At 72.6% G+C, this 12,906-nt stretch carries 8 protein-coding genes and 1 pseudogene; 6 read left to right on the top strand and 3 right to left on the bottom strand.

The annotated features are described in order from the left end of the window. Nucleotides 1-79 precede the first annotated feature (79 nt). Nucleotides 80-2,479 carry a Tex family protein gene (locus tag VFR90_RS16130; protein ID WP_326407180.1) on the top strand — a complete coding sequence of 800 codons (2,400 nt, stop codon included), beginning with the start codon at nucleotides 80-82 and terminating at the stop codon, nucleotides 2,477-2,479. A gap of 7 nt (nucleotides 2,480-2,486) precedes the next feature. Here the strand turns inward: VFR90_RS16130 and mdoH are convergent, their stop codons facing one another. Next, entirely contained in the window at nucleotides 2,487-4,751 is a 2,265-nt protein-coding gene (gene mdoH, locus VFR90_RS16125; RefSeq protein WP_326407179.1) for a glucans biosynthesis glucosyltransferase MdoH, read from the bottom strand. Between the two features lie 407 nt (nucleotides 4,752-5,158). On the opposite strand from mdoH, the gene VFR90_RS16120 reads away from it, so the two are divergent. Then, entirely contained in the window at nucleotides 5,159-6,244 is a 1,086-nt protein-coding gene (locus tag VFR90_RS16120; RefSeq protein WP_326407178.1) for a patatin-like phospholipase family protein, read from the top strand. 16 nt (nucleotides 6,245-6,260) lie between these two features. On the opposite strand, the gene gbd is transcribed toward VFR90_RS16120, so the two are convergent. Next, nucleotides 6,261-7,397 carry a 4-hydroxybutyrate dehydrogenase gene (gene gbd / locus VFR90_RS16115; protein ID WP_326407177.1) on the bottom strand — a complete coding sequence of 379 codons (1,137 nt, stop codon included), beginning with the start codon at nucleotides 7,395-7,397 and terminating at the stop codon, nucleotides 6,261-6,263. Nucleotides 7,398-7,489: 92 nt separating this feature from the next. On the opposite strand from gbd, the gene VFR90_RS16110 reads away from it, so the two are divergent. The 4 genes and pseudogenes from VFR90_RS16110 to VFR90_RS16095 all read left to right on the top strand — a co-directional run bounded on the left by VFR90_RS16110 (nucleotide 7,490) and on the right by VFR90_RS16095 (nucleotide 10,964). After that, nucleotides 7,490-8,431 carry an alpha/beta hydrolase gene (locus tag VFR90_RS16110; RefSeq protein ID WP_326407176.1) on the top strand — a complete coding sequence of 314 codons (942 nt, stop codon included), beginning with the start codon at nucleotides 7,490-7,492 and terminating at the stop codon, nucleotides 8,429-8,431. 76 nt (nucleotides 8,432-8,507) lie between these two features. After that, nucleotides 8,508-9,406, top strand: a pseudogene (locus tag VFR90_RS16105) (YbgC/FadM family acyl-CoA thioesterase). Beyond that, the gene (locus VFR90_RS16100) at nucleotides 9,403-9,909 is read left to right on the top strand and encodes a RidA family protein (protein ID WP_326407175.1); all 507 of its coding nucleotides are present in this window, start codon (nucleotides 9,403-9,405) and stop codon (nucleotides 9,907-9,909) included. Before VFR90_RS16105 ends, VFR90_RS16100 begins: the two are co-directional and overlap by 4 nt. 119 nt (nucleotides 9,910-10,028) lie before the next feature. Next, complete coding sequence (locus VFR90_RS16095; protein ID WP_326407174.1) at nucleotides 10,029-10,964, top strand: HD-GYP domain-containing protein; 936 nt, start codon at nucleotides 10,029-10,031, stop codon at nucleotides 10,962-10,964. A 31-nt stretch (nucleotides 10,965-10,995) separates the two neighbouring features. On the opposite strand, the gene VFR90_RS16090 is transcribed toward VFR90_RS16095, so the two are convergent. Then, nucleotides 10,996-12,906, bottom strand: coding sequence for an ABC-F family ATP-binding cassette domain-containing protein (locus VFR90_RS16090; RefSeq protein WP_326407173.1), 1,911 nt, complete (start codon nucleotides 12,904-12,906; stop codon nucleotides 10,996-10,998).

The following is a 12,906-nucleotide window of genomic DNA, read 5'->3' as shown; positions in this document are numbered from 1 at the left end:
ATACGCGCGAAGGAGCGGCGCAAGGCCGATGGCACACTGCGCGCCCCGCGGCAAGGGGCCGTGCTGACGACGACGAAGCTTGGATACGAACGACCGCATCGCCCGGCAGATCGCTGACGAGCTGCAGGTCCGCACGGCGCAGGTCCGCACGGCGATCGAGTTGCTCGACGGCGGCGCGACCGTGCCCTTCATCGCGCGCTACCGCAAGGAGGCGACCGACGGCCTCGACGACATCCAGCTGCGCGAGCTCGAGGCTCGCCTCGCCTACCTGCGCGAGCTGACCGCACGCCGCGAAGCGGTGCTCGCGAGCATCGACGAGCAGGGCAAGCTGACGCCCGAGCTGCGCGCGGCGATCGAGGCGGCGCCGACCAAGCAGGAGGTCGAGGACCTGTACGCGCCGTACAAGCCGCGGCGGCGCACGAAGGGCATGGTCGCGCGCGAGGCCGGGCTGGAGCCGCTGGCCGATACGCTGTTCGCCGATCCCGGCCTGGTGCCGCTCGACGAGGCCGCGCGCTTCATCGCCGCGCTGCCCGGGGGCGCGGCGGCGCTGGCCGAAGCGGGCTATGCCGACGTGCCGGCCGCGCTCGACGGCGTGCGAGACCTGCTCGCCGAGCGCTGGGCCGAGGACGCGGCGCTGGTGCAGAAGCTGCGCGCGTGGTTGTGGGACGAGGGCACGCTGCAGTCGCGGCGCATCGCCACGCGTAGCGAAACCGATGCGGAAGCCGTCAAGTTTCGCGACTACTTCGAGCACGACGAGCCGATCGCGCGCGTGCCCTCGCACCGCGCGCTGGCGATGTTCCGCGGGCGGGCGCTCGAGGTGCTGGACCTGAAGCTCGTGCCGCCGGAGGCGGCCGGGACGCAGGCTTCGACGAGTTCCGCGCCGACGCCGCCGAGCCCGACCGCCGTGCGCACCAGCGCGCCAAGCCTCGCGGAAGGCCGCATCGCCCAGCACCTGGGCTGGCGCCATGCACAGCGCGCCGGCGACGAGCTGATCCGCAAGTGCATCGCCTGGGCCTGGAAGGTGAAGCTGTCGTTGAGCCTGGAGCGCGAGCTGTTCGCGAAGCTGCGCGAGCAGGCCGAGCAGGTGGCGATCAAGGTCTTCGCCGACAACCTGCGCGACCTGCTGCTCGCGGCACCCGCCGGCCCGCGCGCGGTGATGGGGCTCGACCCCGGCATCCGCACCGGCGTCAAGGTCGCGGTGGTCGACGCGACCGGCAAGCTGCTCGCGACGCACACCGTCTACCCGCACGAGCCGCGCCGCGACTGGGACGGTGCGCTGCACGCGCTGGGCCACCTGGCCCGCGAACACGGCGTGCAACTCGTCGCGATCGGCAACGGCACCGCGAGCCGCGAGACCGACAAGCTCGCCGCCGAACTGATCGCGCGGCTCGCCGCGGCGGGGCAGGGCGGCGTCCAACGGGTTGTGGTCAGCGAGTCGGGCGCGTCGATCTATTCGGCCAGCGAATTCGCGAGCAAGGAGCTGCCCGAGCTCGACGTCAGCCTGCGCGGCGCGGTCTCGATCGCGCGGCGCCTGCAGGATCCGCTGGCCGAGCTGGTGAAGATCGAGCCGAAGAGCATCGGCGTCGGCCAGTACCAGCACGACGTGAACCAGGCGGCGCTGGCACGCATGCTCGACGCGGTGGTCGAGGACTGCGTCAACGCGGTCGGCGTCGATCTGAACACCGCGTCGGCGCCGCTGCTGTCGCGCGTGTCGGGGCTTTCGGGCGGCGTGGCGCAGAGCATCGTGCGCTGGCGCGACGCCCACGGTGCGTTCCGTCATCGCGGCCAGCTGCGCGAAGTCGCCGGCTTGGGCGACAAGACCTTCGAGCAGGCGGCGGGCTTCCTGCGCATCCGCGGCGGCGAGCAGCCGCTCGATGCCTCGGGCGTGCATCCCGAGACCTATCCGCTCGTCGAGAAGATCGCCGCCGCCGCCGGCCGGCCGGTGGCCGCGCTGATCGGCAGCACCGACGTGCTGCGCAAGCTGCGCCCGGAGGCGCTGGCCGACGACCGCTACGGCGCGATCACCGTGAAGGACGTGCTTGCCGAACTGGAGAAGCCCGGGCGCGACCCGCGGCCCGATTTCAAGGTCGCGCGCTTCAACGACGGCGTCGACGACATCAAGGACCTGCGCCCCGGCATGCGGCTGCAAGGCACGGTCAGCAACGTCGCGGCCTTCGGCGCCTTCGTGGATCTCGGCGTGCACCAGGACGGCCTGGTGCACGTGAGCCAGCTCGCCGATCGCTTCGTCAAGGACGCGCGCGAGGTGGTCAAGACGGGCGACGTGGTCGAGGTGCGCGTGGTCGAGGTCGACGTGCAGCGCGCCCGCATCGCCTTGTCGATGAAGGCCGAGCGCCCCGGCGGCGACGCGGCCCGGGGGCCGTCGTTCGAAAGGGCGCCGGGCCGGGCGCTGCCGCGTCAGCAGCCGGACGGTGCCGGGGCGATGGCCGCCGCGTTCGCGAAGCTGCGCGAACGCCGCTGAGCCGGGTTCAGATCCGCTGGCTGTCGGCTGCGACCGGCATGCGCGTCGTCGTCGCGCGGGCCGGCGCGGCGACGCGGCGCAGCGGCAGCGTGCCGCGCGCGACGACGCGCGGCTCGGCCGATGGGCTCGAGGCCTGCATCACGATGTTCATCGCGGCGATCTCGCCGTGACCCAGGCCGCCGTGCGCGACCTGCTCGGGCAGTGCGATCGCGCCAAGGCCGAACGCAAGGCCCAGGCCGACCGTCGTGCGCTGGGCCCAGCCGGCGCCAGCCCCGGTTCGTGACGCGATCGCAACATCGCCGCCGAGCGCGGCTGGCGCCGAGGCCGGCAGCAGCGGTCGCTCCCGACCGGCATGCCGCCACGCCGAACGCAGCACCTGAGGCGGCCGGCTTTCCTCGGGCGTCAGCAGCCAGCCCCTGCGGCGCCATGCGGCGCCGACCGACGGCCGGCTCGTCCACACCGCCAGCGGCACCGCAATGGCCAACGGGAGCGCCAGCGGGAGCAGCTTCCAAGCCTCGCCCGGCGCGCCGGCCAGCCACCACGCGAACACGCCGCAGGCGAGCACGCCGCCGACGCCGAAGCGGCGCAGCGCCTCGCGCCAGCCGATGTCCTTCGCCTCGCGCGACGGCGAGCGCCACTCGAGCTTCAGGCCGGTCAAGGCGCCGATCACGAAGATGCTGTGCGCGAGCATGCGCACCGGCGCCTGCAGCGCGGCGATCACCGCCTCGAGGGCCGCACTGCGCACCAGCGCGAAGCGCCCGCCGAAGCCCTCGGCTTCGCCGCGCGCAATCACCGCCTCGACTGCGAGCGCCCGCGGCAGCAACAGCATCACCAGCGTGCTGGCCCACAGCGCAAGCACGGGCAGCGGCAGCGCATCCGCCGTGCCTTGGCCAGTGACCGCGGCCATGCCGGCATCGGCGACCCACGGCAGCAGGCCGATCAGCACGAAGCCCAGCCACAGCGGCGAGGCGACGTACGACATCGCGCCGGCCACGAACAGCGCGCGGTGCACCGGCGCCAGGCCCGGCTCGGTGATCAGCCGCGCGTTCTGCAGGTTGCCCTGGCACCAGCGGCGGTCGCGCTGCAGTTCGTCGACCAGATGGGCCGGCGGCTGCTCGTAGCTGCCGTCCATGTCGGGCAGCAGCCAGACCTCGTAGCCGGCGCGGCGCATCAGTGCGGCTTCGACGAAGTCGTGCGAGAGGATGTCGCCCGACAGACCGCCGCTGCCCGGCAGCGGCGCGAGCGCGCAGTGCTGCATGAAGGGCTCGACGCGCAGGATCGCGTTGTGGCCCCAGTAATGCGAGTCGCCGAGTTGCCAGTAGCGCAGGCCGGCGGCGAACAGCGGGCCGGTCAGCCGGCCGGCGAACTGCTGGAGGCGGGCATGCAGCGAGTCGAGGCCGACGCTGCGCGGCGCCGTCTGGATGATGCCGGCGCGCGGATGCGCCTCCATCAGCCGCACCATGCTCAGCAGCGCCTCGCCGCTCATCACGCTGTCGGCGTCGAGCACCACCATGTAGCGGAAGCTCGCGCCCCAGCGGCGGCAGAAGTCGGCGACGTTGCCGGCCTTCTTGCGGCCGCTGCGCAGGCGCCAGCGGATGTGCACGCGGCTCGCGTCGTAGCCGTCGGCCGCCAGCGCGGCGCGCAGGTCGCCCCAGGCGTCGCGCTCGATGCGCTTCTGTTCGGGCGACTTGCTGTCGGAAAGGATGAAGAAGTCGAAACGGTCGGAGTCGCCGGCGCGCGACAGCGATTCGATCGTCGCGCGCAGGCAGGCCGAGACGCTGGCCATGTCCTCGTTGTAGACCGGCATCACGACCGCGGTGCGGGCGTCCGCCTCGATCGGGCGTCCCGCGACCGTGCTGGGATCGAGCGCGCTCGGATCGCCGCGGCGCAGGCTCCACCAGCCCATGACGGCGGTCAGGAAACCGCCGCAGACCCAGGCGAACAGCGCGGCGAAGAGGCCGTCGCCGATCCAGCGCCCCGGGTTGGATGGCTGGCCCTGCTGCGTCGCGCCCAGCACCCAGGTGGCCAGCACCGTCGCGACGAGCATCGAAACCAGCAGGATGCGCCTGCGGTGCGCGCCGACGCCCTCCCAGGTTCGTCGCAGTGCCGGCCGCGCCGGCAGCGGCGCCGTGCCGGACGCCCGGCCGAGGCCGCGTGCCAGCAGGCCGCTCCAAGGCAGGGCACGCATTGGTGCGCGCTGCACGCGCGGAGCCGTCGCGGCGGGCTCGGCGAGCGCTTGGGGAATCAGGTCACGGGCAGGGCGGAGGTCCATGTCGGGTCAGGCATGTCCGGTGAAAGGGCCGTGCTGCTGGCGGATGGCCGGCAAACGGTCGAGGTCGAGCGGGGATTCAGGGGCGGCTCGTCGGCACCGGGACGGTGCAGGCCGCAGTCGCGCATTGTTGCCTTCGCCGGTTGCCCGGCGAAGGTTGCGGTCATGCCGATCGCAGGCAGAGGATCGGCGCGCTGAGGCGTCGGGAGGCATGGATGAGCAACGACGATGAGGAAACGAGGATTCGAGCAGCCCGGCGAGTCGGCGTTGCCGCCTGGAGCGCCCGTGTGGTGAGCAGATGTTGTGCCTGTCGCTCGGTTTTCACGATCGGCTCCGCGCTTGGGCCGCTGTAGGAGGCGGCCGACGCGCAGGCATCAGGCCGCATGCCAACGCGCGCCTAGCATCGCGCGATGACAAGCACCACGAACGCGCTGCGCATCCATGCCGGACCGGCTGCCCGGGCGGTGCTGGCCGAGCGCGGGCTGCGGGCCGAGGACGTTCGGATGGTCGTCGGCGCCGCCGGCGGACCGAAGGGGCTGGTGCTCGGCGCGATCGATCGCTTCCTGTTCGCCGACTGGCTCGCACGCACGCCGCAGCCGCTGCACCTGGTCGGCGCCTCGATCGGCGCCTGGCGCATGGCGACCGCCGCGCTCGACGACCCGCGTGCCGCCTTCGCGCGGCTGAGCCACGAGTACATCCACCAGACCTACGAGCTCGAGCCGGGCCGGGCGATGCCGACCGCCGAGGTGGTGTCGCGCACCTTCGACCAGGCGCTGCACGACTTCTTCGACGGCCGCATCGAAAAGCTGCTGGCCCACCCGCGCTGGCGCCTGCACATCGTCGTGACGCGGGGGCGACACCTGCTCGCCCGCGAAGGCCGCTGGCGCACGCCGGCCGGCTACCTCGGCGCCTGGCTCAGCAACGCGGTGAGCCGCAAGACGCTGGGCGCCTGGCTCGAGCGGGTCGTGTTCTCTTCGGGCAGCGAGCCGCTGCCGCTCGACCTGGGCGACCTGCGCCACCGCCGCGTGCCTCTGGATGCGGGCAACTTCCGGCCGTCGCTGCTGGCGTCGTGCTCGATCCCGTTCGCGCTGAAGGCGGTGCACGACATCCCCGGCGCGCCGCCCGGCGCCTACTGGGACGGCGGCATCACCGATTACCACCTGCACTGGAACTACGCGCCGGTCGCGCCCGGCCTGGTGCTCTACCCGCATTTCCAGCGCGAAGTGGTGCCCGGCTGGCTCGACAAGTCGCACCGCCGCCGGCACCGCGCGACACCCTTCCTCGACAACGTCGTGGTGCTCGCGCCCGATCCGGCCTGGATCGCGCGCCTGCCCAACGCCAAGCTGCCCGACCGCACCGACTTCAGGCGCTACTCGAGCGACCTGCCGGCGCGCATCGCCGTCTGGAGCCGCGCCGTGCGCGAAAGCGAGCGGCTGGCGGACGAGCTGGCCGCGGCGATCGACGCCGGCCCGGGCCTGCGCGTCGATCCGCTCTGAGCACGGTGCCGTCGTTTCACATCGAGCTGGCGAGCAGCTCGCGGTAGTCGTCCGCGCTCGCGAGACGGGGGTTGGTCTTGTGGCAATGGTCGGCCAGCGCGCCGTCGACCACGCGCTCGGCCCAGCCCGGCTCGACGCCCATCGCCGCCAGGCCGCCCGGCAGGCCCAGGCGCGCGTTCATGTCGGCGATCGCCTGCGGGATGTCGCCCGCCGAGCCCAGCCCCATCGCGCGCGCCATCCGTTCGAGCCGCTTGTCGGCGCGCACGCTTTCAGCCGTGGCGTTGAAACGCACGACCGCGGGCAGGAACATCGCGTTGAGCGTGCCGTGGTGCAGCTTCGGGTTCACGCCGCCGAGGCTGTGGCTCAACGAGTGGACGCAGCCCAGCCCCTTCTGGAACGCCATCGCGCCCTGCATGCTCGCCGCCATCATCTGGCGGCGCGCTTCGCGGTCCCGCCCATTGCGCGTCGCGCTTTCGATGTGCGCCCAGCCGCGTTCGAGGCCGTCGAGCGCGATGCCGTCGGCCGGCGGGTTGAAGGCCGCGGCCATGAAGGTTTCCATGCAGTGCGCGATCGCGTCCATGCCGGTCGCTGCGGTCAGGCCGGCCGGCAGGCCGAGCGTGAGCTCCGGGTCGCAGATCGCCGCCTTGGGCAGCAGGTGCCACGAGTGGAAGCCGAGCTTGCGGTGGTCGTCGACGATCACGATCGCGCCGCGCGCCACTTCGCTGCCGGTGCCGGCGGTCGTGGGTACCGCCACGATCGGCGCCACCGCGCCGGTGATCTTCGCGGAGCCGCCTTCGATGGTCGCGTAGGTCTTCAGCTCGCCAGGGTGCGTCGCAAGAATCGCGAGGCCCTTCGCCAGATCGATGCTCGAGCCGCCGCCGACCGCCACGATGCCGTCCGCTCCGTGCGCCTGCCAGACCGCACGCGCCGCGCGCACCGCGGCTTCGGTCGGGTTCGACGGCGTCTGGTCGAACACCGCGACCGGCAGGTCCTTCAGCGCATCCAGCGCCTTCTGCAGCACACCGGCCGCGCGCACGCCGACGTCGGTGACGACCAGCGGCCGCGCGATGCCGACGCGGGAGCACTCGGCCGCGAGTTCGCGCACCGCGCCGAAATCGAACTGGATCTGCGTCAGATAGAAGATGCTGGCCATGGGGGTAGCGCAGGAGCGAAACGGCCGGGCCAGTATGCTCGCCGCCCCCTCCGGTCACCCCGTTCACCGTCGCCTTTCGCTGCCTGCCGAACATGCCGCCGCTCGACGAGTTGACCCCTGCGATGCGCGGCGTGCTCGACCGCATGCGCCGCGCCGCGCGCCTGCCGATGCACCACATGCCGGTCGAGGCCGCACGGCTGGGCTACGAGCTCGGTGCCGAACTGCTCGACCTGCCGCGCGCGCCGCTGGCGCGTGTCGAGAACCTCGCGATCCCGGCACGCGACGGCCACCGGCTGCGTGCGCGCCTGTACGCGCCGGGCGTCGGCGCGCCGCTTTCCGCGCTGCTGTACTTCCACGGCGGCGGCTTCGTGATCGGCAGCCTCGAAAGCCACGACAGCCTGTGCCGCCAGTTCGCGCTCGCCAGCGGCGCCGCGGTGCTCGCGATCGACTACCGCCTCGCGCCCGAGCATCGCTTCCCCACCGCGGTGAACGACGCCTGGGACGCGCTGCTGTGGCTGCACGCGAACGCGCGCACGCTGGGCCTGCGCAACGACGCGATCGCGATCGGCGGCGACAGCGCGGGCGGCACGCTCGCCGCCGTCGGCGCCTTGATGGCGCGCGACGCCGGCATGCGGCTTGCACTGCAACTGCTGATCTACCCCGGCGTCGCCGCGCGCCAGGACAGCGACTCGCACCGCCGCCACGCGCACGCCGGCATGTTGTCGAGCGAGCTGATCGACTGGTTCTTCGGCCACTACCTTGCGCCCGAGGCCCGTGGCGAATGGCGCTTCGCGCCGCTGCTCGCGCCGGATCACGCGGGTGTCGCACCGGCCTGGATCGGCCTGGCCGAGATCGACCCGCTGGTCGACGAAGGCGTCGCCTACGCCGATGCGCTGCGCGCGGCCGGCGTGCCCGTCGACCTGCGCATTTGGCGCGGGGTGGTGCACGACTTCATCAAGATGGGCCGCGCCATCCCGGAGGCGCGCGAGCTGCATGCCGCCGCCGGCGCGGCGTTGAAGGCGGCCTTCGCCTGACACCCCGGCCGCGACGTCCGACGGCGATCGGCCTTCGACGAAACTTGCCGCCTCACGCGAACGCCGAGGTCTGCCGATGAAACGCGAAGCCTTCCGCCACCTGCACCGCCTGCGCGTGCGCTGGGCCGAGGTGGACCTGCAGAAGATCGTCTTCAACGGCCACTACCTGATGTATCTCGACACCTCGTTCGCCGATTACTGGCGCGCGCTGGCCTTGCCCTATGCCGACACGATGCACCAGCTCGGGGGCGACCTCTACGTGAAGAAGGCGACGCTCGAATACCGCGCCTCGGCCCGCTACGACGACCTGCTCGACGTGGGCATGCGCTGCGAGCGCATCGGCTCGAGCTCCATCCTGATGCAAGGCGCGGTGTTCCGCCAGGACGAACTGCTGGTGAGCGGCGAGCTGATCTACGTGTTCGCCGATCCGGCCACGCAGAAAAGCAAGCCGGTGCCGCCGGCGCTGCGCGAGGTGCTCGAGGCCCACGAGCGCGGCGAGACGCTGGTCGAGCTGAAGTGCGGCCCCTGGGCCGAGTTGCGGATGGCGCCAGCGCGCTGCGCAACGCGGTCTTCGTCGAGGAACAGCGCATCCCGGCCGAACTCGAATGGGACGCGGCCGACGCCGAGGCGCTGCATGCGGTCGCGTTCAACCGGCTCGGCATGCCGCTGGCGACCGGCCGGCTGCTCGCGCCCGAACCCGCTGACGTCTCGCAGAAGATCGCGCGCATCGGCCGGCTCGCGGTGTGCCAGGCGATGCGCGGCAGCGGCGTTGGCCGTGCGGTGCTGGATCGCCTGCTGCAAATCGCGCGCGAGCGCGGCGACCGCGAAGCACGGCTCGACGCCCAGACATCCGCGCAGAAGTTCTATGCCCGCGCCGGGTTCGCGCCCCACGGCGCGGTGTTCGACGAAGCCGGCATCCCGCACGTCGAGATGCGGCGCAAGCTCGATGGATGCGTCCAGGGAGAACCACGATGAGCAGCCAACGCGACCTGACCTTCAAGAAACTCTGCGCCGACATCGGCGTCGACCTGACCCAGCAACTGCGCGCGGTGCCGCGTTACGAACTCGCGGTCGAGCACGACGGGCTGCTGTACGTCAGCGGCCAGATCCCGCGGCTGCGTGGCGCCGTCGCGGTGGCCGGGCGCGTCGGCGCCGAGGTGTCGTTCGAGGAGGCGCGGCGGGCGGCGCGCATCAGCGTGCTGCGCGCGCTCGCGATCGTGCGGCAGCACGCCGGCTCGATGCTGCGCGTGTCGCAGATGCTGCGCATGACGGTGCACATCCAGAGCGCGCCGAACTTCACCGAGCACAGCGAGGTGGCCGACGCGGCTTCCGACGTGCTGTACGAACTGTTCGGCGAAGCGGCCGGCGGCCACACCCGCACGACCACCGGCGTCTACCAGCTGCCGAAGAACGCCGCGCTCGAGATCGACCTGCTGCTCGCGCTCGGCGAGCGCGAGGAGGGCGCGAGCACCTTCTAGGGGCGTCGACGCGGCGGTGGGCCGCTCGCGCTCAAGTCGCGGCCGCGGCGGCCGACAACCCGTGGGTCGCTCGCCCGGCCGCCTGCCGGGCGATGCCTCGTCGCCGGAGTCGTTGTCCCATGGCCGCTGCCGCCGTTTCCACCGCTGCCACCGAAGGCCCGCTCGGGGCCCAACTGTCCGAGCTGCAGCGCCGCATCGCGCAGCTGGTGGCGCCCGGCGCCTTCGCCAGCCGCTGGGCCGAGGAGCTCGAGGCCGTCGTGCGCCGCGCCGAGGCCGTCACGCTGCGCGACCTCGACGCGGTGCTCTACCTGCTGGCGCAGGACGCGCAGCGCAACCTCGATGCCTACAGCAGCCGCCACGCGCTGTACTGCGGCGTCGTCGTGCGGCTCGCCTGCGTGGAACTGGGCTGGCCCGAGGCGGAGGCGACGCTGTTGATGCGCGCGGCGCTGACGATGAACCTCGGCATGGCCGCGCTCCAGGACGAGCTCAATTTCCGCGAGCGCACGCCCACCGTCGAACAGCGGCTCGCGGTGCAGCAGCACCCGCAGGCGAGCGTCGCGCTGCTGCGCGAGGCCGGCGTGGACGACGCGCTGTGGCTCGAGGTCGTCGCGCGCCACCACGAGGAACTGCCGGCCGAAGCGGTGCCGGGCGAGCTGGAGCCCGCACGGCGCCTGGCCACGCTGCTGCATCGCGCCGACGTCTTCACCGCCAAGCTGAGCGCCCGGCAGGCGCGCGGGGCGATGCCCGCGGTGGAAGCGGCCCGCAGCACCTGCCTCGGCGCCGACGGCCGGCCCGACGAGCTCGGCGCCGCGCTGCTCAAGGCGCTGGGCATCTATCCGCCGGGCAGCTACGTGAAGCTGGCCAGCGGGGAGATCGCGGTCGTCAAGCGCCGCGGCAGCAAGGCCACCGAGCCGCTGGTGCTGAGCCTGATCGGCCGCGACGGCCGGCCGCTGAATCCGCCGCTCGCGCGCCACACCGGCCAGCCGGAACACGCGGTGCGCTCGGCCGCATGGCCGCCGGCGGCGCGGCTGCTTGCGGGCAGCGGCCTGCGCTGAAGCGGCCCGGCCGGCACGACGAGGCGGGCGTTCAGCGCGCCGCTTCGAGCTGCTCGCTCAAGGCGAGCCAGCGGGCCTCGAGGCCGTCGATTTCCGCGCCGATCGCGCCCAGCTCGCTGCCGAGTTCGGCGAGCCGCAGGTGGTCGAGCCCCGGCTCGGCCATCTGCTCGCCGAGGCTGTCGCGCCAGGCGATCGCCGCGGCGAGCTTGCGCTCGATGCCGTCGAGCTCGCTCTTGAGCTTGCCGGCGCCGGGGCGCGGTGCGGCGCCCGGCGCGGCGGCTTTCTTCGCGGCGGGCGCCGGCTTGGGCGGCTGTGCCGCGCGGGTCGCCTCGCGGGTGGCTTCGCGCGACTGTTCGAGCAGCCACTTCTGGTAGTCGTCGAGGTCGCCGTCGAAGGGCTCGACGCCGCCGCGCGTGACGAGCCAGAACTCGTCGCACACCTCGCGCAGCAACGCGCGGTCGTGGCTCACCAGCATCACCGTGCCCTCGAACTCGTTGAGCGCCAGCGACAGCGCCTCGCGGGTGGCGAGGTCGAGGTGGTTGGTCGGCTCGTCGAGCAGCAGCAGGTTCGGGCGCTGCCAGACGATCATCGCGAGCACGAGCCGCGCTTTTTCGCCGCCGCTCAGGCTGCCCACCGCCTGATGGACCATGTCCCCGGTGAAGCGGAACTGGCCGAGGAAGTTGCGCAGCTCCTGCTCGCGCGCGCCCGGCGACACCTTCTTCGCGAGCCGCACCATGTGCTCCATCGGCCCGCTCTCGGGCGTCAGCACGTCCATCTCCTGCTGCGCGAAGTAGCCGATCGCCAGGCCCTTGCCTTCGGTGACGCCGCCGCCCAGCGCGGGCAGCGCGCCGGCCAGCGTCTTCACGAGCGTCGACTTGCCCTGGCCGTTCGCGCCGAGGATGCCGATGCGCTGGCCCGGCTGCACCGACTTGCTGACGTCGCGCACGATCGCGACCTCGCTGCCGTCGTCCTGCCGGTAGCCGCAGACCATCTCGCTCATCGCGAGCATCGGGTTGGGCAGGTTGCCGGGCTCCTTGAACTCGAAGGCGAAGTCGGCGGCGGTGAGCACCGGCGCGATCTTCTCCATGCGCTCGAGCGCCTTCACGCGGCTCTGCGCCTGCTTGGCCTTGCTGGCCTTCGCCTTGAAGCGGTCGATGAAGCGCTGCAGCTGCGCAACCTTGTCCTGCTGCTTCGAGTACGCGGCCGACTGCTGGCTGAGCCGCTCCGCCCGCATCGATTCGAAGCTGCTGTAGTTGCCGCCGTAGCGGGTCAGCGCGCAGTCCTCCAGATGCACCGTCACCTTCGTGATGGCGTCGAGGAACTCGCGGTCGTGGCTGATCACGAGCATCGTGCCCTCGTAGCGCTGCAACCAGGCCTCCAGCCAGACGAGGGCGTCGAGGTCGAGGTGGTTGGTCGGCTCGTCGAGCAGCAGCAGATCGCTCGGGCACATCAGCGCGCGCGCCAGCTGCAGCCGCATGCGCCAGCCGCCGGAGAAGCTGTTCACCGGCGCGTCGAGCTGCGCGAGCTTGAAGCCGAGCCCGAGCATCAGCGCCTGCGCGCGCGGCTTCGCGTCGAAGGCGCCGACCTCGCCGAGCACCGCGTGCGCCTCGCCGATCGCGTGGCCGTCGTCGGCCGCCTCGGCGGCGGCGAGCGCGGCGTTGGCTTCCTGCAGGCGCGTGTCGCCGTCGAGCACGAAGTCGGTGGCCGGCTGGTCGGTCTCGGGCATGTGCTGCTCGACTTCGGCGAGCCGCCAGCGCGCCGGGATCGCGAAGTCGCCCGCATCGGCATGGAGCCGGCCGGTCAGCAGCGCGAACAGGCTGGACTTGCCGGCGCCGTTGCGGCCGACGAGGCCGACCTTCTCGCCGGGGTTGAGCTGGAGCGTCGCGCCTTGCAGCACGACCTTCGGGCCGCGGCGCAGGGTGAGTTGGGTCAGGGTGATCAC

It is taken from the genome of Methylibium sp. (assembly GCF_035762065.1).
In the GTDB taxonomy this organism is placed as follows: Bacteria; Pseudomonadota; Gammaproteobacteria; order Burkholderiales; family Burkholderiaceae_C; genus Methylibium.
The sequence above is the reverse complement of the archived record's forward strand: the minus strand, read 5'-3'. Positions and strand labels throughout refer to the sequence as shown.

Excerpts from the sequence above, each read along its gene's own strand:
- mdoH (WP_326407179.1), bottom strand. The coding sequence starts at position 4,751 with ATGGACCTCCGCCCTGCCCGTGACCTGATTCCCCAAGCGCTCGCCGAG.
- VFR90_RS16120 (WP_326407178.1), top strand. The coding sequence starts at position 5,159 with ATGACAAGCACCACGAACGCGCTGCGCATCCATGCCGGACCGGCTGCC.
- gbd (WP_326407177.1), bottom strand. The coding sequence starts at position 7,397 with ATGGCCAGCATCTTCTATCTGACGCAGATCCAGTTCGATTTCGGCGCG.
- VFR90_RS16110 (WP_326407176.1), top strand. The coding sequence starts at position 7,490 with ATGCCGCCGCTCGACGAGTTGACCCCTGCGATGCGCGGCGTGCTCGAC.
- VFR90_RS16100 (WP_326407175.1), top strand. The coding sequence starts at position 9,403 with ATGAGCAGCCAACGCGACCTGACCTTCAAGAAACTCTGCGCCGACATC.
- VFR90_RS16095 (WP_326407174.1), top strand. The coding sequence starts at position 10,029 with ATGGCCGCTGCCGCCGTTTCCACCGCTGCCACCGAAGGCCCGCTCGGG.